The following is a 19,694-nucleotide window of genomic DNA, read 5'->3' as shown; positions in this document are numbered from 1 at the left end:
GCAATATGTATAGTCGGGTAGCCGGGTAATGAATCTTCAGCCACTCATCCCTAATGGTGACAAGCCCCTGCCTTACAAACCACTTGTTGTTCGTTTCGCGTTGAGTGGCAAACGTTTTCGATAAATGCCACGGCCTTTTCCGACCCATTCCCACGGAGGTTACTTCGTCCAACAGGCAACCAAGTCTTATGAGATTTCGAACCCGGGTACGGCATCTGGCCACTGCTTCCAGTAACACATTCTGATGCGCCTCCCTAAAAATTCACAACACCCTATATTCGAACAATTCCGCACACACCAAACCTCGTAGGATGGGCAAAGCGGAGCGAGCCCATCAGGCGCGTCACTCCCCCTCACACCAGCATATAGCGCCTCCCGCTCCGCAATGCCCTGAGCCCTGCGGGCTCTATCCCCTCCCCTTCGCCGTCATCCTCTCCTGCTCTGCCCTGTAAAACGACACGATCCGATCCACTGCCTGGTATTGCCGATCCAGAAGGTCTTCGGTGATGGTGCGAAGGCCCCATTTCTTAAAATCGATCTGAAGGCCGTTTCCCCCCGGGGCTTCGGCATCTTCCAGTTCGGAAAAGAACGCTCCCACGGATGTAAGCAAACGGTGTACGTCTTTGATGGCATCGCAGAGTTCAGATATTTCCGACCCTGAAAACATGCGGCGGCCGGGTTGGCTATCCGATGAGATCATGAGGAACCCCCGTTTATTTTTGTGTGTGGAATATCGATGCACTCAGTGTGCCATGGCGATGAACAGGCAATAGGGGAGGCACAGGAAATGCGCCGGATGTGATTAGCCCATAGCCAATCCCCTATCACCCATTACCTAATCAGTGAGGACCTATAACCTAGTACCCACTGTTCATTGGCCATTTGTAACGACGGTTGCGTTGGTGAAAGGGGCGCAAGGTTGCGCGGATAGAGGAAAATACGACTTGAAATGGGGATGTGTGTGGTGTAAAAAACCGTGTAGCCATGACGACCTCCTTGAAAGGTTGTTTTGGTCAGGCCTGGCAGGATGTTGGCGCATCCTGTCGGGTCGCATCATGAATTCCAAAAACTTCGCAATAACTAGTTATTACGCCCCACCCTAATACCATCCCCATGGCGTGTCAATAGTTTTTTAACACTAAATCATGGGGTTATTCATTTCGATCTTTACTGAAATAATTTCTGATAAAGCCTTATTAGCGAACCCCGACAGATCAGCCTTCCCGAAGAACTCCCCAGTATCAGCAGCCAACTGATTGCAAAAGTTCATGGATGTATTTGACGTGAGCCCATCGAAACCATGCCTGTTATGACCATCCTGACTCTCTCAATATGCCAAAAAGAACCATGTGTTGGACACGTTCCTATCGAGGGAAGACGATTTTTTTGAATTGAAAATTGGGGGCTTTGGTCGTATGACTTAAAAGTTAAGTACCCAGGGCAAAGGATATGACGAGTAAGTGGTTTTGTCATTGCAGGCGGCCCATCGATGTTCCATTTTTGCCCCTCAGGAACCGAACCCTTCAAAAAAAATGTCCCAAAATTACATGCACATCTCACGGAAAGAACAATGAAAAGATACAGAATTTTTTTAAATGGAACGAATTTCCTTTTCAACTTTGAGGAAACGACACCGGAAAAATATGGTTTCTTCACGACAAGATGGGTCAAAGCAACTAACGCAAATGATGCTGAAACACGTGCCATTGGCCTCATCAAAAAATGCCCTGATCTAACACAAAGAACGTTGAACCAAAGGGATGACCCTCCAATGATTTACGTAGAGGAAATTGTCCCTGTTGGAATGTTTGAGTATTTGAGGCGAAGCCCTGGGCGTGGATACACCTTCTACCCCGAAGATCCTGATGATAGCGACATGACCTCATAGCAAAGAGCACCACGCGAAAAGTCAAACTCAACCCTTTGAAATGTTGAACTTATGGTTCCCAAGCAATAAAGAGGAGCCTTAAAGCAGCCATATCAGGACCAAAAAGCCGGTGCGGTCAGCTCACCCTACCGTTTCCCGTTGTCCCATCGGAAAAATACGGCAAAGATGCCAATATATAAACGCCTGTGGTTTTACCTTCTCCTCAGCTTGAAGATTTACTGTAGAGCCCCCTCTCCGGCGTCATCGGCCCATTGAGTCAAACCGCTACATCTGCAGCTCTGATACTCTGAACATGAGAGAATGAGACTCGTGAACCATCCAGACTAAAACTCGTTATTCCCCTTCACTTTATCCATTTCAGACAAAAAAAAGACGCAAATCTTGCCTCTTATTAGTACTTATGTTAAGCCCTTGCAGGCTCAGCAGGAATTGCGAACAGTTCCTGTTATACTCTCAAACCATCTCTTGAGATAATGCCCATATTAATGGAAAAAGAGGCACTACAAAGACTTGTCAGATTGTTAAACATATTTGGAGTTATACCAAATGGAATACGGAGGTCATCACGTGAGAAATATATTCTTTTTCGATTCAATGCTAACCCCTAAGATTATCACCTTTGTTTATTGGCTAATATTATTCTTTGCTGCTATTGCAGGAATTGCCGTAATAAGTGCTGCCTATGATCAAGGAACCTTCGGAATGATGCTGATAGGAATTTGTATAATTATCTTTGGAGCACTGAGTGCACGAATTTGGTGTGAACTGATGATTGTACTTTTCAAAATCCATGAAAACCTTAAAAAGCTTTGCGATAGACAGATATTATAGCGACATAGCCGGAGCTCCCCCCGGCCCCACAGCACCTTACATGCGGATCTAAAGCGGCCACGTCCTTGCGTCCCGTTCCGGGCGGCTTATACCAAAATAACCGCACCGTAGCCTGGCAATGAATTCTCACCCACTCGTTTCCAATGGAAGCCAACCCTTGCCTTGGATTCCACTTGTTGTTCATTGTGCCTTGCGCGGCACCTGATTTCGATAAATGCCGCTGCCACATCGCCTCTCCTGGTTCAGAAGGTTACAGGCTGGCCGGACAAAAAAAGCGCTTTTCATCCGCGAAGATGAAAAGCGCTTTTTTTAATTCCATATCTTATGTACGAGCCCTTCGAAAAGGGCCCGTCTTTCATGCGAACGGCTTTTTAAGCCCTTGTCCCAGCTTCTACAGAAGCAGGAAGGCGAGAACCACCACAACCGTGGGGAAGAAGGCCGCCATGGCGAGTTTGCCGGGGTTCACGCCGTTTTTGAAGTACTTCTTCAAAATGGCCTGGCCCGCGGGGTTCGGGGCGTTGGCGATAACGGTCATACCACCACCGGCAACAGCACCTGCCACCACCGCGTACTTAAGCGGGTCGGTGAAGTTGGGTACCAGCGTACTCAGGAAGGTAATGGCCGCGTTGTCGTTAAACGCCGTCAGGACGGTGGCGCAAAGCATCAGGGTGAGTTCACCCAGGTTGCCGAGGACAGGTGCGATCCACCATCCCTGGACGCCGCCGTGGATAACCAGGCCGCCGAGGAAGAAACCAACAAGAAGCGCGGGCTTCAGGTCGATGCGGTTCTGGAAGGGCGAGGTCACCTGAGCAAAGCCCAGGAAGAAAAGCATGCCGCAGATAAACAGGGCCGGGTAATGGGCGTTGAGAATGGTCCAGACCATAAAGAGGACGTGGACAACAACCACCCAACGGGGGACGGGATCATCACGCTTGTCCCACTCGGGGTCGTAGAAGTTCGCACGCTCGTTGTGGGGCATGAGGCCGGGAATGGTCTTTCGCATCTCGCGGCGCTTGATCTCTTCAAAGCGCTCGTTAAAGGCTTCCCTCACCAGTTCGGGATCGGTGCCCCTGCGCTCAATGCGCTCTGCAAGCTCTTCACGGAGCCGGGTCCGGGTCCTTTCCTTGATCCGGCTGCACGCCTCGTTGAAGGAATCGGTGAACCCGAGCTTGTTGCTGATGATGTGTTCCAGGTCGCTGAACTCCTGCTCAAGGTTTTCACGGGTAAAGTATTTTTTACCGATCTCCTCCTTGAGGCTCGTAAGCTCAAATTTTTCCTGCAGCTTGTTGAACTCTTTTTTGAAGAGCAGGAAGTAGACCACGTTGGAAACCAGGATACCGGTCAGGGCTTTCCATCCGAAATGGGTCAGCATGTGCATCATGCCCCAATCCCAGGGACTGGCAACCATGAGGACCGGAGGCGCCGCAAAATGAGTCAGGGTGCCGCCCACGGAGATGTTCACGAACAGCAGGCCGATGGTGGCATACTTGAACTTCTCGCTGGGGTTCAGATCGTAGAATTTTGCGGAAAGAAGAAGCGCCGAAATGGTCATGGCGGCAGGCTCGGTAATGAAAGACCCAAGAAGGGGACCGAAGGTGAGGATGGTGAACCACCAGGCGATGAGGGTTCCACCGGCAAGGTTGGCGATCTTCCACATGACTCCTTCGGCCAGTTTCAGGATAGGTCTCGTGGAGGCCAGGGTCATGATGACCACGACGAACATGGGCTCCGTGAAGTTGACCTTGTGACCGAGGTAGTTCAGGAGGGTGTGCCAATCGTAGAACCCGAGAATGGCCACAGCCAGGGCAATGGCCCAGATGCCGAAAATAGCCTCCACTTCACCCAGAAAGTGAAACAGCTCGGCACCATGGCTCACGGAATATTTATCCGCGACCCCGCGCTCAATCTTTTCCTGATGCTCGTGTTCCCACTTGTGGGCTATGGCGAGAAACTTATTGGCAACAAAGGTATGAATGATGGCAAAGAGGAAGATGAGACTCGCCACCAAGTTAAAGGGTTCCTGGGCCACTCGGTCCTTTAGAATCTCTAAAATTCCAGAGGCATGAGCGTCCCCGTAAGAGTCAAGGGCCCTTGGAAAAACCTCGCCGCTTGATGCGCCATGCCCTCCCCCACTGGCGTAAACCAGCGAGGCCATGGCCACAATTCCAAGCGAAAACAAAACGATACTTAAAAGCTTTCTTTTCTCCATAACATTTACTCCACGACAGACTGCGAAAATATTTCAAAAGAGGAAACAAACCTTAAACACGCCAAAGGACCGAGGGATTCTCATTGGACCATGACAACCCTCGGCTTCAAAAAGAACATGGAGCGCCTTTATTATTTGCAAAAGACAGTCCATGCGTCTTGAAAATCTATTTCCTGAACCTGTAACACGTCGAGTCATACTGCTCCGGGAACGAGCACAGTGCAGAGTTACCATCACTGTCAGCAACACCCGAAATAGCAGGTGCTGAGGCTCGTGACTTATTGGAACTCTCAAGAATCTTCCAAAAAAGCAAGCCCCTTCCTGAACCTTTTTTCCAGGGCCTTGAAGGGCAAATACGACAAAACCTCCTGATTTCGGGAAGCTCCAAAAAACGCGCCCAAATAAAAACAACGTTTCATGTCCGGATTTTAATGTTGTTTTCCGTCAGCAACGACCCCAAGCGCCGCCAAATCCACGAAAGGGGAAAGAAAAGTCCCGGTCGTTTGCCCAAAAAAATTGGACAGTTCCATCAAAATAATTTATCTCATTCCTACGCATAGAAACACGACAAATATTCCCTTGCAGCCCACATTTCATGCACCATATTCGATTAGCCAGGAGCCGAAAACGCCAAGGCAGATGCTCCGTCAAAAAGTCCTGGCACGTATTCTCCCTTCCGGCCCGACGGTCACCACAGCTATTAATAAGGAAGGAGCAACACACCGTTGCGGCGTAGTCGATGCCTGCTCTGTTTATTCTGACGTAATGACGGCCTCAGCATCTTACTACCCACCATAAAGCACAGCAGCTACAGTGCCATAGGGAATGCCCGCCCAAACCGTTCGGCAAACGACGTCAAAGCCCTTGCCGATGGGTGCCAATGGCCCCATACTTGAACTGCAAAAGCTCGTATGTTAAGCCGTTCGATGATCGCCTGGATTCTTCTTGTCCAGAGGCTATCCCATCATTAAGCATAGGGATCGCCGCACAAAGTCACTCCATACCGGGCGTACGCACCAAAACGCTCTCAGGCATCACGAAAGAGTCCGCTCGTTTCTCGCTATACTGAGTTGTGATGCCGGTTGTTTATACGTCAGTATTATGAAGGATAATTTTAAAATGATTGAAAAGAATAGACGTTGGGTTGGAAGCTTACAGACGGCCATAAATCAACTCAGCGAACAAGACCGTTTAATGGTTATGCGTGAGGCGGGTGTGGGATGTTCCTCTGACATTCTGGCTTTGTGTGAAAGCGTATTGAATCACCCTGTGGGTTCTCTTGAGGACCTCGTCACTGGCTGGAACACCGTCAGGGAATCGAAAGATCTCCGGGGAAAGTGGATCATAGATGGTGATTGCATCACGGGGACATTCCATGAATGCGGCTGCCCATTGGTTCGGTCGGGATTTGTTCAGCTTACTCCTGTTCAGTGTTTGTGCTCCAAGGGCATGATTGAAAGGGTTTTCTCACACGCTACACATAAAAAAGCTGACGTCCACATCAAGCAATCCATTGGAAACGGCGATGATGTTTGTGAGTTCACGGTTATGATCCGGGAAGATTGAGTTGAAGAGTCACATCGTCATGATGAAGGGGACACACTTATACAATAACAGTTGCCAACGCAGTCCAGGGAGGGGTTGATGCCACAAAAACGGTGTCCCCCACCCTTACCAAAATCTGTCTCCCACCGAATAGCCCCACAGCTGCCTTACCTTTTTTCCCCGGCAAATAGCTCCAAAAGTTTCCGGGCTGCGTGGCCGGGAAAAACCTCGCCTTTTTCGACTCCTGCTACGGTCTCGTCCATGAGGGATGCCACCTTTGAGGCATGCCTGAACCGATCCAGAAGACCCTCTTCCACCAGCTCCCAGAACCAGTCCACCTGCTGCGCTTTTCTCCTGCTAAAAAGAGCCCCGGTGGCCTTGTCTGCCTCATACAATCGAAAAAGACTATCTAACAGAGGCGCCAACCCGTCCCCGTTCAGGGCGCTGGTGGTGAGCACGGGCACTTCTCGATCAAAACGGAACAGGGCCAGGGCGTTTTCATACGCTTTGCGGGCCCTTTCCGCGGGTTCCCGGTTCTCGCCGTCGGCTTTGGTGATGGCCACGACATCGGCCAGCTCCATGATGCCCCGCTTGATTCCCTGGAGCTCGTCACCGGCCCCTGCCAGCATGAGAAGGAGAAAAAAGTCCACCATGCCTTTGACAGCTGTTTCGGACTGCCCCACCCCCACCGTCTCCACGAGGATGACGTCAAATCCGGCCGCCTCACAGGCAACCATGGCCTCCCGGGTCCGTGCGGCCACACCGCCCAGGGTCCCGCCCGAAGGAGAGGGGCGCACAAAGGCGTCTGTCCGTCGCGACAGCTCCTCCATGCGGGTCTTGTCCCCCATGATGCTCCCCTGGCTCACGCGGCTGGAAGGATCCACGGCCAGCACGGCCACCCGGTGCCCTCGCTCAACAAGATGAAGTCCGAGCCCCTCGATAAGGGTGGATTTGCCCACACCCGGCACGCCGGTGATCCCCAGGCGCAGGGCATTGCCCCCATGGGGAGCCAGCCCTTGCAGAACCTGGGCAGCCAACCGGAGATGGTCAGGATTTCGGCTTTCAAACAGGGTGATGGTGCGGGCAAGGATACGGCGATTTCCGGCAAGGACGCCCTGGATGAGATAATCTGGAGGGTGGGAGAAAGAAGACATGGGATAATGAATAGTAAGGGGTTAATGGGGCTAAGGGCTAAGGGCTAAGGGCTAAGGGCTAAGGGCTAAGGGCTAAGGGCTAAGGGCTAAGGGCTAAGGGCTAAGGGCTAAGGGCTAAGGGCTAAGGGCTAAGGGCTAAGGGTCACAGTTGATATATGGTGTGTCAAGGACATTCATAGCGCCCTTGGCATCATGCAGTTTTTTTACATTGGTGACTCTTCCATCAGCACATTGAGAATCCGGTTGGCGGATTCGGTGACGCGGGTACCGGGGCCGAAGACGTCTTTGACGCCCATTGAGGATAAAAGATCGTAATCCGACGGCGGGATAATACCGCCCACGAAAACGACGATATCGTCGGCGTCATGATCGGCAAGGTGGCGGATCAGCTCCGGGACAAGGATGTTGTGCCCGGCAGCCAGAGAGGAGACGCCGATGGCGTGGACATCATTTTCCACTGCCATTTTCGCGGCCTCCTCCGGGGTCTGGAACATGGGGGAGAGGTCCACGTCAAAACCGAAATCGGCATACGCAGTGGCGATGACTTTGATGCCCCGGTCGTGGCCGTCCTGGCCCATCTTCGTAAGAAGGATCCGCGGGCGGCGCCCGTTGCGCTCTGCAAAGGCATCGGTGCGATTCCGCAGGGTCGCCATGGTCCCGTTGTCGCCCATCTCACCGGCGTAGACACCGGAGATGCACCGGGTGGTGGCGGTAAAGCGTCCGAAGACCTTCTCCATGGCTTCAGAGACCTCCCCCACGGTGGCCCGGGCGCGCATGGCAGGGATCACCGCCTCCAAAAGATTGCCATCCCCTTCAGCGCAGCGGGTTATGGCCGCAAGGCACCGGTCCACCTCGGCCGCATCCCGGCTTTTTTTCAGGTTTTTGAGCCCGGCGACCTGCTCCTCCCGGATGGCAGCGGGCACGTCCAGAACCTCCATCTCCTCTTCCTCCTCCTCCTGATACCGATTGACTCCGACGATGACATCCAGCCCCTGGTCGATGCGCGCCTGACGCCGGGCAGCGGCCTCTTCAATGCGCATCTTGGGCATGCCGGATTCAATGGCACGGGCCATACCGCCCAGGGCCTCCACCTCGGCCAGGACCCCACGCACCTTGTCAACAATCTCACGGGTCAGGGACTCCACGTAGTACGAGCCTCCCAGGGGATCAACCACGCCACACACCCCGCTCTCCTCCTGCACCACGATCTGCGTATTCCTCGCCACCCGTGCGGAGAGCTCCGTGGGAAGCCCCACGGCTTCGTCAAAGGCATTGGTGTGAAGGGACTGGGTGCCGCCCAGCACGGCGGACATGCACTCCAGGGTGGTACGGATGATATTGGTGTAGGGATCCTGACGCGTGAGGCTCCAACCGGAGGTCTGGCAATGGGTGCGCAGCATGGAAGATCGGGGATCCTTGGGGTTGAACCGGGCCATGATCTCCGCCCACAGAAACCGGGCTGCCCGGAGCATGGCGATTTCCATGAAAAAGTTCATGCCGATGCCGAAGAAAAAGGAGAGGCGCGGGGCAAAGGCATCCACATCCAGGCCCGCGTCAAGGGCGGCCTTGACGTACTCCAGTCCGTCGGCAAGGGTAAAGGCACACTGAAGCACCGAGTCAGCCCCTGCCTCCATCATGTGATACCCGCTGATGCTCACCGTGTTGTACCGGGGCATCTCCCTGGAACAAAACCCGATGATGTCCGAAACGATGCGCATGGAAGGGGCCGGAGGATAGATGTAGGTGTTGCGGGTGAGGTACTCTTTTAAGATGTCGTTCTGGATGGTGCCGGTGAGCTTGTCGTGGGGCACGCCCTGCTCTTCCGCTGCCACAATGTACCCGGCCAGAACGGGCAGCACCGCGCCGTTCATGGTCATGGAAACACTCATGGCGTCCAGGGGAATCCCGTCAAAAAGTACTTTCATGTCCTCCACGGAATCCACGGCCACGCCTGCCTTGCCCACGTCCCCGGACACCCTGGGATGATCCGAGTCGTAGCCCCGGTGGGTGGCAAGGTCAAAGGCAACGGAAAGCCCCTTCTGCCCTGCCGCCAGATTGCGCCGGTAAAAAGCGTTGGACTCTTTGGCTGTGGAAAAGCCCGCGTACTGGCGAATGGTCCAGGGGCGACCAGCGTACATGGTGGCCTTGGGCCCCCGAACATAGGGGGATAGCCCCGGCATGGCACCGGCCCACTCCAGGCCCTCCAGGTCGTCTTCCGTGTAAAGGGGCTTGATGGAGATCCCCTCCGGCGTGGCCCGGGTCAGCTCCTCAACGGCCCTGCCCCGAAGTTCCTTTTCTGCAAGCTTCCGCCACATCTCAAGCCCTTTGCTACTGCCCATGACGAGTCTCCTTATGGATGATAAACCACCGAAGAAAACCACAATCGGATCAACCTGTACGCTACACAAACAAAGTAGTCCCTATTCCCTGTCCTCTTTTTTCCTATCCCCTGTTTTTCCTATGACCTTATTTTCCTGTTTTATCTTTCACACAACTCCACCAGCACCCCTTGGGTCTCTTTCGGATGGATAAAGGCAATGCGCGCCCCCCCGGCACCCATGCGGGGCGTCTCGTCGATGAGACGAACCCCCTTTGCCTTAAGCTCGGCCAGGGCCTCGTCGATGTCTGCAACCCGAAAGGCAATGTGGTGCACCCCTTCACCTTTTTTCGCAAGGTATCGTCCCACGGGGCTGTCGGGCTCCATGGCCTCCAGGAGCTCTACTTCGCTCTCCCCAACCGGAAAAAAAGCGGTGGTCACCTTCTGCTCGGATACGGTCTCCGTGCCGTCGAAAGACAGCCCAAGAACCTCTTCCCAGAAGCGTCGCCCGGCGTCGATACCGTGCACCGCCACACCGATGTGATCCACGTGAAGCACCTTCATGGAGGTCTCCTCTCTGCATGATAAAGACACATTAGCCCGAATATTTCATAAGAAAACGACCATATCAATTCAATGAAAGGTCATTGCCGGTGGTTATCAGAGCATTGAGGTAAACCACTACATCTGCAGCTCTGATGCCTTGAATATGGGTGCACTTGCCTCGTGAAATATTCGGGTTAGGAAAGGCTACGTATGAATTGTCTCCGGTTGAGTCGCGCTCTCGGGCAAACGCACAGGACGCAGGAGGAATATCGCAAGAAGAAGAAACGAAGTTTAAGGGCCTGAACGAGCGCTCAGTCTGGTAAGAAATACCACGCGGCTTTTTTGGTTGTCAAGGGGATTTGAGAGAGAACCTCGATAGGAAATGCAACGACGGGACCAGCAAAAAAAACGCAACCATTCTGTTGTGCCTTCTGTGGTTTAAGTGAGTGGATAAAGCAGGCCTCCGGCGGCGAGGTGAGACACCTCGAAAGCTGATTGCCTTTGCCTCGGGCTTCGCCCTTCACAAACACTCATGGTTTGTACGGCCTGGCTCACAAGCTTCGACCTAACGGGATACGTTGTCGCCACTTGTCCACTGTGGATCTGGCCACACGGCCTCCGACGGATCACGTCGTTGAAAAAGGCTCTGCAAAAACGTTGCTCCCAACAGGATCGCCCAAGGCAAAGGTATGGTGAACAGGTACAAAAAAAGCCGCACAAACATGTGCGGCAACGTGTTTCAAGCCATTTGACGGGAATCGGCACAACCAGAGAATTACCCCGGAATCACCTCTTCCGGGTCCAAGATCCTGAAGGAGACCTCCACCCGATCCATGCCTGCCTCTTCCTCGCGGGTGCGGATGGAAAGAGCATCCGAGGCCATGCCTGCGTCCAGGAACTCCCGGGCCACATTGGCGGCGCGCTCGGCGCTCAGGGCAAACCGGGCGTTAGCCCCTTCGGCATCTGTGAACCCCGTCACCACCACCACGGGCCGATAGGGTTTCAGCACTGTCGCTACGCGCTGAAGGGTGTCCCTGTACTCGCCGGAAACCCGGCTCCCGTTGGCGGAAAAAAACACGGGCAGATCCAGGTGGACCACCAGCTCGGAGGTGGTCTTGTCCAGGGAGAGCCAGGAGGCCACATCGCTTTTTTTGATTTGGGAGGCAAGGTCGGCGTGGAGGGCGCGCCGCTTTTTCTTCACGGAAAAATCAGGGTCGGAAATCAGCCCTTCTTCTTCCAGAACCACAGCCATGGTGCCCTTGAGCCAGACCGGTATCTCACCGCCCCCGGCTTCGGCCATCACCTTGACCATATCGGAGAACTCACGCTTGTGGTTGAGGAGGACCTCCTCCAGGTGGGCAATCTCCCGGTGGACCCTGCGGGTGTCCCGGCCTTCCACGGCAAGCACCACAAGGCGCTCCTTGGCGTCGAGGAGACGTGACGAGACCTCTTCAACGGCCTTGGCCACCACAGCGATGGCCTCGGCATCAGGTTTCAGCCCGTCGGGACCGTAGCCGTTGACGCCGTCGGCCCCGGCCGCCGTACACGCGAACCCCAACACGACCAGCGCACACACGGCGCCTCGTATCTTTGACATCACCATTCGTCCCATAACCTTCCCTGGTCATTCAACGGTGTACCCGGTGCTTTCGCACCGCAATCCGGCCCGGCGCATCCGTGCGTCCGGGGTCTTCCATGGCCCTGAAAAAGGCCTCGGCACCAGGCTGCCTTTTCTGCGGCAGCCGGGTACCTGTCTCATATATCGCCGGATCTCGGCAAACCTGAAGCCGGGGAATAAAAAAACCTCGAATCAGGCGGGGGGTGGTGTGGATTTGCGGGCCACAAAGCCCTGGGTATTGAGCCCGGTGGCGGACGAGGTCCCCGCCTTCTGGGCCAGGTAGGCGGCCCCCAGGGTCTTGATATGACCGGCCACGCTGTCGAAGTAATTGTAGTGGGCCTGCTCCTCGTCGATGATATCATCGAAAATCTTGGCGCTCAGGCTGTCTCCACAGGCCAGGCACAACGCAAGGAATTCATTGTAATCGGCCAGGGTGCCATCTTCCAGTTCCGTATCAAACCCAAAGATGACGGACACCTCCTGCCCCCGTTCCACGGCATCGGCAGGTTCGGTGATGGGTTCCCCCCCCAGCTCCTTGACGCGCTCGGCAAACATCTCGGCGTGGCGCATCTCGTCAATGGCGATGAGCTTCATCTGGGCTGCCAGCTCCCCGAAATCCATGTCGTCCAGGGCATAGTGCTGATTCATGTATTGGCCGATGGCGTGAAGTTCCATGGCCCTGGCCTTGTTCAACACCTCAATCACCTTTGCCTTCTTCTCTTCCCGTGAAGTCTGTGTCATGGGTCTGCACCTTTTTATTAGGGGTTGTGGAAAAAAGCACACGCGCAAGGGCATGGGGCAAGGCATGGTCAAGGAAACATCATCAACCGTGATGCTCTCGCGCTTTCGTACGGTCTGCGGGTAAATCAACAACAAAGGTCGGGTCGGTGAGGCATGAACCCGTGGGCCCGGTGAAGGCCGGAGATGAAGGGACAAGAAGCGCCCCTTTCTCCTGGTTCGTGTCTACAAGAATAAAAACCTTGCCTTCCCAAGTCAACCCCCGCTGTGATATTGGAAGGATCCCGAGCCCACAACACCTTCCCGCAAAAAGGGTCATGAATCCCACGCATTGCGGGTTACAACGGAAGGAGTGCCCACCATGGAAGCCTTTGTCTCAACCCATGCGAGCCGTTATCTCGCCCATCTTCGCAACCTGGCGGCCCTTCCGTCGGTCTTTACCCGGCCCCGGGACGTGGAAAAAGCCATGGGGTACTGCAAAAAAGTCCTTGTGTCGGCCCTCCCGGATTACACCGTCATAGAAGACGAGGGACAAAATCTCATTGCCCTGCCCGGCAGCATCGACCTCAAAAAAAAACTTGTGTACCTAAGCGCCCATGTGGACACCGTGGACGCAGATCACACCGAATGGGATTCTCCCTTCTCGCCTTTTGTGCCCTATGAAGACGACCACGAGATCGTGGGCCGCGGGGTCTCGGACTGTAAGGCCGGGGTGGCCTTCCAGCTCTTCCTGGCAGAACTGGCAGGAAAAGGGCATCTTTGCCTTGATAACCTCATCTTCACCATCACCTTTAAAGAAGAAGGCGCAGGGCACAAAAGTGCCGTCCACATGGGCAGGGCCCTGGGAAAAAACCTTCCCGTCAGCCAAGACGAGACCCTGCTCCTGGTCCTTGAAAACACGGTGACCGCAGGCGCCTCACCCAGCCTGGGCCTCTACACGGCAGAACGGAGCAACTTTGTCATCGACGTCACCGGGCCCCTTGCCGAGCTGAGGCACATCCTTTCCGGCCTTCCCGCCTGGAACCCTGTCTGCATCTACCCCGAAGCATCCCCGGACACCTGGGCCGAGGTCCTCACACAAAAAGGGGGCCACGTCTGCTCCGTACCCCGGGACCAGAACATGCTCACCGAGATCATCCTCAACGCCAGTGACTCGGACCTGCTCTGCGCCGGAGCCCCGGACAGCTTCGGGGTCATCCCCACGGAGATCAAGCAAGGGCACGCCCCGGTACCCACGGCCCACACCCTAGTCCTGAGCAACCGCACCTTTGACAGCCTGGACACCGTCCGAAGGCAACTCACGGGAATCCCTTACCGGGAGCTCAAAGACTTTTCCATCTCCCCGGGCATGGACATGCGGAACCGGTGGCCGGGATCCACATTCCAGCGAGCCGTGGAGGCCATGGGGCCCCAGCCCCTTGAGATCACCCTGGACCACAACACCGGGATCTCGGATGCATCCACCATTGTCAACACCATGGAACCGTCCCTCAGGGAGCGCTTTTTCCCCGTGGTTGCAGGCCCGGGAACCCGGTCCCAGCGCCGGGTGTCGCCCCAGCGCCTTACCCATGGGAAAAATGAAACATTCGACAAACAAACCGGCATCCGGGCCACGGCAACCCTCTTCAACCTGCTACGAGAGCTGGGTGTGGTCGATAAGAGCCGGGCTTGAGGCCCCTCTGCTCCCTGACAAGACACATCTAAATTGAGATAAACGCGACTGAACCGTTCTCCTGTGTGAGCGGATGTGGTACATTTATAAAATGTCATTCACACCGTTTATGGTAACGTAAGATACACTGTCGAGGCTTGTATGGCTCCTGTGCGTTATGCAGCGTTTTTGTCCATCCTGTTGTTTTTCTTTTCCGTCCCCTCCCCTTCCGCAACAACAGTCATTCCCGTCAGCCTGACCCAACTGACGCAAAAGGTCGACACCATCGTGGCAGGTGTCGTTCGGGATACCCACGCGTACTGGGACGAGGGCCGCATCTACACGGATGTGACCCTTGAGACCATGGAGTTTCTCAAACACCCCACGGCCCAGCGTCCCGAGACAATCGTGGTGCGCACCATGGGCGGCCAGATAGGCGACATGCGCATGGAGGTCCACGGCGTGCCGGACCTCCATGTCGATGAAGAGGTGGTCCTCTTTCTCCGGCAACACGATGAGGATTACACCATCTACGGGCTCTACTACGGCCTCTGCCGCATTGAAACCGACCCGGACGACGCCTCCCAGAGCGTCACCGGCCCCGTATTCCGGGCCAGGACCACGCAAAGCGCGGAGACCAAGGCCCTCAGCCTCAACCCCCTGCCCCCCAACGGCGAGGCCCTGGACCTGTTTTTCCAACGTGTCCGGGACCTTCTTCCGCCCGCCGATGAAACGCGACAACCATAGGCTTTTTTGCATGAAATCAACCCTGTCGAAACTTTTTTTATCCGGCCTGTTGCTTCTCCTTTTGCCCGGGCCTCTCTTTGCCTGGTGCTGGATTCGGGATACGGGCAGCACCAATCAGGGGTGCGGGGCACTGCTCTACGTCGAAAGATGCTGCGACGGCAACCTGCGCAGATGGTCCGGCGGCACCATGGGCTATGCCATCTCCAACACCACACCGGCAGGCCTCATTCCCTCTCTGCAAGCCGGTATCAACACGTGGAATGCCATTGAGATGAGCACCTTCGCCTTTGTATACCAGGGCTCCTCAACCCTCACGACCGTGTCCAGGGACGGCACCAACCTCATCAGCATCGACCCCCAGTTTGCCACCCGCAACGGCCGGGTCGGTGAAGGGATCCTTGCCATCAGCACCACCTGGACCCTCGGAGTGGGCGGTTCCTACAGGGCCGTTGAATCGGACATCGCCTTCAATGGGGAGGAGTACACCTGGGGAGACGGCAGCGGCGGCACCATCGACACCGCTGCAGTGGTGGCCCATGAAAGCGGCCACAGCGCTGGGCTCAGCCACGCCGGGGCCCAGTGCCAGAGCGCCGGTTCCGAAGGGTGCGGTGCCAACTTTGAAGAGGCGACCATGTACTGGAACTACTCGGCAGGGGCCATTGGTTTCAGGGACAAAAGCAGTCTGGAACTCGACGATATTGCCGCCCTGGTCCACGGGTATCCCAGGAGCACCCTGACCGTGAGGGTGGAAAACAGCATCGGTCAGCCCATTGTGGGTGTCACCGTGGACCTTCTGGATGCAGCCGCTCCAGTGGGCGGACAAGACAGCCTTCAGGGGGGACGGGTGTACGGGGACGTCACCAACAACGCGGTCCTTACCGGGGATAAAGTCCGAAGCGACAGTTATTTGAACCAGACACCCTTTGACACCACCGATGCCTCAGGGCTCACCAATGCCATCCACCCCACCCGCCGCACCATTCAGCTGCGGGCATCCATTGCCGCCTTCAGCCACACCGTCTCCCACACCGTGGCGGACGGGACATCGACCTTCACCCTCACCATGCCCGAAGCCATCGGTGACCTGGTAGCCCCGCTACTTACCGTCACCAGCCACACCACAGGTGACTTTGTCAGGACCGACACCATCACCCTCACCGGCACCGCTTCGGACGCCGGACGGGGCGACTCCGGCGTCCAGCAGGTGACGGTCAACGGAATACCTGCCGTCGACGGTTCCGCCCTGGGCAGCGCAACCGCGTCATGGTCGTCGGATCTCACCCTCTCCCCGGGCACCAACACCGTCACGGTGAAGGCAACGGACAACGCCGCCGCAGGCAACACGGCCACCCAGGTCATAGACATCATCTTCGATGTGGTGCCGCCCACGGTCTCCCAGACCTATCCCTCGTCCGGCACGTCAGGGATCGGCGTCAACAGCACAGTCTCCGTCCTTTTTGACGAGCCCATGGACCCGGCCAGCATCACCACTGCCACCTTCACCAGCGCCCAGGGCCTTTCTGGGACCGTCACCTATGATGCGGCCAGTCGCACCGCCTCCTTTACCCCGGCGTCCCCCCTTGCCTACCAGACCTCCTACACCTTCACCCTCACCACGGACGTGCGGGATGCCGCCGGCAATGCCCTGGATTCACCGGTCACCTGGAGTTTCACCACCCAGGCAACGCCCTCGTCATCCGGGGGGGGCGGTGGCGGCGGATGCTTTATCCGGTCCCTGGACTAAAAGGAGGGGCACCCCCAAACATAAAAACGGCCGATGTGGACTCCACATCGGCCGTTTTGCATTTCGTGTTTGCTAAGGGGTTGATCAGATCTGACCGGACTCCTTCAGGGCAAAGGTAACCAGCTTCTGGGTCATCTTCTCTTTGAAGTCCCCGGGACGATCAAGCTGCATCCGCTTAAGGTACGGCTTGGCTTCGTCGGGAACAGAAGAGATCATCTGCTTGGCAAGCCCCATGATGGTCTTGATCTTCTGCTTGTCCATCTTGGCCTTGAATTCCCTCAGGGAACGGCCGAGGACCAGCTCCTCCTTGGTGAACTCGCACCCGAAGGGGAAGGTGTCGAAGTACTTCTTACCCATGGCCCGGAAGGGTTGCAGCTTCTTGGCGATGACCTCGGGGTAGTTGTTGCGATACTCGGCCGGGATCTCGTAGTCGGGGGGCAGCTTCTTGGCCTTTTTTGCCTTCTCAAGCAGCTCGCCCTGGAACCGGGAGTCCGCCACGTTGATGAGGGCCGCCACCACCTCGTGGTCCACCTTGCCCCGCAGGTCGGCGATGCCGTACTCGGTCACCACGATGTCCTTGAGGTGCCTGGGCACGGTGGTGTACCCGTAGTTGAAGACCACGTTGGACTTCGGACCGTTTGCCGTCTCCTTCACCGCACGGATCATCATGATCAGCCGGGCGTCGTCAATGGCGTGGGCCATGGAGACAAAGTTGTACTGCCCGCCCACCCCGCTGATGACGGTGCCGTTTTCAAGGGCATCGGAGGCGATGTTGCCCACAACGGAGACAATCATCCCGGCGTTTACGAAACGTGCGTCCTTTCTCTGGAGGGTCCGGAGCTTTTCGTCACCATAGAGCTGGTTGAGGACGGCCACCCCGGTCATCTCAAAGAGCTTACGCTCGTCATCGCTCATGTTCCGCAAGGTGTCGTAGAACTGATTGGGCCCGATGAAAAAGCCCCCATGGGCGATAACGCCGTTGAGAAGGCTCTCTCCGATGCAGTTGTCCAGGATGGCGTCCAGGTTGGCCCCGTCCCGGAAGTCCGTGGAGTAACGGGCTTCGCCGTTGACGATGGCGTAATCGTCCCAGGTCAGGCCCGGCTTGAACACCCCGAAATGCTGGAGGCTCTCAAAGTCGGCCTGTTTCATGATGGGCTGGAAGGCATCCTGGGAGAGCAGGGCCTTCACGGAGTCCCGGGTCAGGGTCTCAGAGAGGGCCCCTTCGTTGATAAGGCGCTGGATCTCCAGGTTCCCGTAAACCCGCCGCTTGATAACCCCGCCCTTGTACAGCTCGATAAAGGCGTCCACCAGCATCTCCGTGGTGCCGTACAGGCCCTCTTCAAAAGGCTCCCGCCCCCCGATGTGGTCCACGAGGGTGCCGTACCTGGCGTTGATGCCCAAATCTTCCAGCACCTTCTTGTAATCCGCGTTGGCCGTGTTTCGCATGATCAGGGCCGAGGCAATGGCGTCGCCCAAGGACCCGATGCCGATCTGCAGGGACCCGCCGTCCTTGACCAGGGAGCTGACGTGGAGGCCGATCATGTGGTCGGCCGTGTTCACCGGCGCCTTGGGCACGGAGAAAAGCGGGGTTTCGTACTCGGGGTTGTCCAGGATGATGTCGTAATCATCCTCCCCCACCACGGCGTCCCCGTACATGAAGGGCAGCGAGTTGTTGACGTGCCCCACGTGGAGAAACTTCTTCCCGGCGGCCTGGGCTTCCGGGATAAACTTTTTGATATCAAGGGAAAGGTCTGCGTTGCAGCTGTCGCTGTAGCACAGCTTGCCGTCAATCTCTTTTTTTGCCACGGCGTGGCAATAAAGGACGTTGCAGTCCTCGTTCATGATATCGCGACCCACGTGGGTATAGTTGGAGCTGTAGTGGTTCTGCTGGGCCATGGGATCGTTCTTGACGGATCCGGCCTTGTAGTAGAACTCCTTCATCTTCACGTTGGGGGGCAGAGCCCCTTTTCGGAGGTCCAGCATGTAATCAAAATCGGGGATATCTTTCCAGACACGGTCCCGGAGGGGCTGCAGCATGCGCCTCTCAAGGTCATTCGACCAGGTGGGCTTCTCAAGGGAAAGGGCCGTGATGATCGTCAGCTCAATGGTCGGATCGCTTTTGGCCCTGCGGTAGATTTCGTTGGCAATCTGATAGGATTTGCCCAGGGCAATGGGCATGCCGAAGGCTATCTTCTTATCAAACGCTTCGATGATATGGTCCACAACCTTGGTGACATCTGTGTAATACGTCGGTCCATTATGCTCAATCACAACAATACCTCCCTGCAGATCAACCTGATTTATATCCAAACGGATGCGTCGAGCAAACGCACTCCCGCTCTCCCTCACAAGCCGTATGCAGCAAGGCACTGAACCGGTATTCATTGTTTGACCGCAATGAGCCGCCATCAAGAAAAAAACGATCCACCACCTTTGCCACACTATTCCCACGGCCCCGCATCGGGGGATCCAAGATCCACAAGCGCCCTCTGCGTGCTGCCGGGTCCGAGACCACAACGGAATGCGCTGCGATGGGAACCCCACACACGGACTTGATACAAAGCCGTACACCAGAATAGACATAGCCTACAAACATAGTCACAGCGTGTCAACACTGTTCGCTTTCACTATACAAATATGCTGAGGTTTACATAAGCCAACAGGGAACACCTTAGTTCCCCAGGAGATCACCGGCTCCCCTGAAAG

At 55.9% G+C, this 19,694-nt stretch carries 14 protein-coding genes; 6 read left to right on the top strand and 8 right to left on the bottom strand.

The genetic code is table 11. From position 1 onward, the window contains the following. Nucleotides 1-406: 406 nt before the first annotated feature. A complete protein-coding gene (locus ACOYW0_RS22095; RefSeq protein ID WP_482415918.1) occupies nucleotides 407-700 on the bottom strand; it encodes a hypothetical protein in 294 nt (97 codons plus the stop codon). An 870-nt stretch (nucleotides 701-1,570) separates the two neighbouring features. On the opposite strand from ACOYW0_RS22095, the gene ACOYW0_RS22090 reads away from it, so the two are divergent. Together ACOYW0_RS22090 and ACOYW0_RS22085 are read left to right on the top strand one after the other, a co-directional pair. Continuing rightward, nucleotides 1,571-1,888 carry a hypothetical protein gene (locus ACOYW0_RS22090; protein WP_482415917.1) on the top strand — a complete coding sequence of 106 codons (318 nt, stop codon included), beginning with the start codon at nucleotides 1,571-1,573 and terminating at the stop codon, nucleotides 1,886-1,888. 567 nt (nucleotides 1,889-2,455) lie between these two features. After that, nucleotides 2,456-2,719, top strand: coding sequence for a DUF4282 domain-containing protein (locus tag ACOYW0_RS22085; RefSeq protein ID WP_482415916.1), 264 nt, complete (start codon nucleotides 2,456-2,458; stop codon nucleotides 2,717-2,719). Nucleotides 2,720-3,110: 391 nt separating this feature from the next. Here the strand turns inward: ACOYW0_RS22085 and ACOYW0_RS22080 are convergent, their stop codons facing one another. Then, a complete protein-coding gene (locus ACOYW0_RS22080) occupies nucleotides 3,111-4,724 on the bottom strand; it encodes a putative Na+/H+ antiporter (protein WP_482415915.1) in 1,614 nt (537 codons plus the stop codon). Nucleotides 4,725-6,047: 1,323 nt separating this feature from the next. Between ACOYW0_RS22080 and ACOYW0_RS22075 the strand changes: the two genes are divergently transcribed. Continuing rightward, nucleotides 6,048-6,494, top strand: a complete 447-nt coding sequence (locus ACOYW0_RS22075; protein ID WP_482415914.1) for a methanogen output domain 1-containing protein — start codon at nucleotides 6,048-6,050, stop codon at nucleotides 6,492-6,494. A 146-nt stretch (nucleotides 6,495-6,640) separates the two neighbouring features. Here ACOYW0_RS22075 and meaB read toward each other — a convergent pair whose 3' ends face one another. From meaB to ACOYW0_RS22050, 5 genes are all read right to left on the bottom strand, one after another. After that, nucleotides 6,641-7,627: a methylmalonyl Co-A mutase-associated GTPase MeaB gene (gene meaB / locus ACOYW0_RS22070; protein WP_482415913.1), complete on the bottom strand. Its 987-nt coding sequence runs from the start codon at nucleotides 7,625-7,627 to the stop codon at nucleotides 6,641-6,643. 203 nt (nucleotides 7,628-7,830) lie between these two features. Next, nucleotides 7,831-9,966 carry a methylmalonyl-CoA mutase gene (gene scpA / locus ACOYW0_RS22065; RefSeq protein WP_482415912.1) on the bottom strand — a complete coding sequence of 712 codons (2,136 nt, stop codon included), beginning with the start codon at nucleotides 9,964-9,966 and terminating at the stop codon, nucleotides 7,831-7,833. Between the two features lie 140 nt (nucleotides 9,967-10,106). Next, entirely contained in the window at nucleotides 10,107-10,508 is a 402-nt protein-coding gene (gene mce / locus ACOYW0_RS22060) for a methylmalonyl-CoA epimerase (protein WP_180141909.1), read from the bottom strand. Between the two features lie 757 nt (nucleotides 10,509-11,265). Continuing rightward, nucleotides 11,266-12,087 carry an OmpA/MotB family protein gene (locus ACOYW0_RS22055; RefSeq protein ID WP_482415911.1) on the bottom strand — a complete coding sequence of 274 codons (822 nt, stop codon included), beginning with the start codon at nucleotides 12,085-12,087 and terminating at the stop codon, nucleotides 11,266-11,268. 213 nt (nucleotides 12,088-12,300) lie between these two features. After that, nucleotides 12,301-12,849, bottom strand: coding sequence for a bacterioferritin (locus ACOYW0_RS22050; RefSeq protein ID WP_482415910.1), 549 nt, complete (start codon nucleotides 12,847-12,849; stop codon nucleotides 12,301-12,303). Nucleotides 12,850-13,207: 358 nt separating this feature from the next. On the opposite strand from ACOYW0_RS22050, the gene ACOYW0_RS22045 reads away from it, so the two are divergent. The 3 genes from ACOYW0_RS22045 to ACOYW0_RS22035 all read left to right on the top strand — a co-directional run bounded on the left by ACOYW0_RS22045 (nucleotide 13,208) and on the right by ACOYW0_RS22035 (nucleotide 16,988). Next, nucleotides 13,208-14,518 carry a M20/M25/M40 family metallo-hydrolase gene (locus ACOYW0_RS22045; RefSeq protein ID WP_482415909.1) on the top strand — a complete coding sequence of 437 codons (1,311 nt, stop codon included), beginning with the start codon at nucleotides 13,208-13,210 and terminating at the stop codon, nucleotides 14,516-14,518. A 141-nt stretch (nucleotides 14,519-14,659) separates the two neighbouring features. Beyond that, the gene (locus ACOYW0_RS22040) at nucleotides 14,660-15,244 is read left to right on the top strand and encodes a hypothetical protein (RefSeq protein WP_482415908.1); all 585 of its coding nucleotides are present in this window, start codon (nucleotides 14,660-14,662) and stop codon (nucleotides 15,242-15,244) included. A gap of 10 nt (nucleotides 15,245-15,254) precedes the next feature. After that, on the top strand, nucleotides 15,255-16,988 hold the full coding sequence (locus ACOYW0_RS22035; RefSeq protein WP_482415907.1) for an Ig-like domain-containing protein: 1,734 nt from the start codon (nucleotides 15,255-15,257) through the stop codon (nucleotides 16,986-16,988). 84 nt (nucleotides 16,989-17,072) lie between these two features. On the opposite strand, the gene ACOYW0_RS22030 is transcribed toward ACOYW0_RS22035, so the two are convergent. Further along, a complete protein-coding gene (locus ACOYW0_RS22030) occupies nucleotides 17,073-19,259 on the bottom strand; it encodes an acetyl-CoA hydrolase/transferase C-terminal domain-containing protein (protein WP_482415906.1) in 2,187 nt (728 codons plus the stop codon). Between the last annotated feature and the right edge of the window lie 435 nt (nucleotides 19,260-19,694).

The organism is Desulfoluna sp. HI9BLuna, from assembly GCF_056829775.1.
Note: the sequence above shows the minus strand (reverse complement) of the source record. Positions and strands in the feature narration are given on the sequence as shown.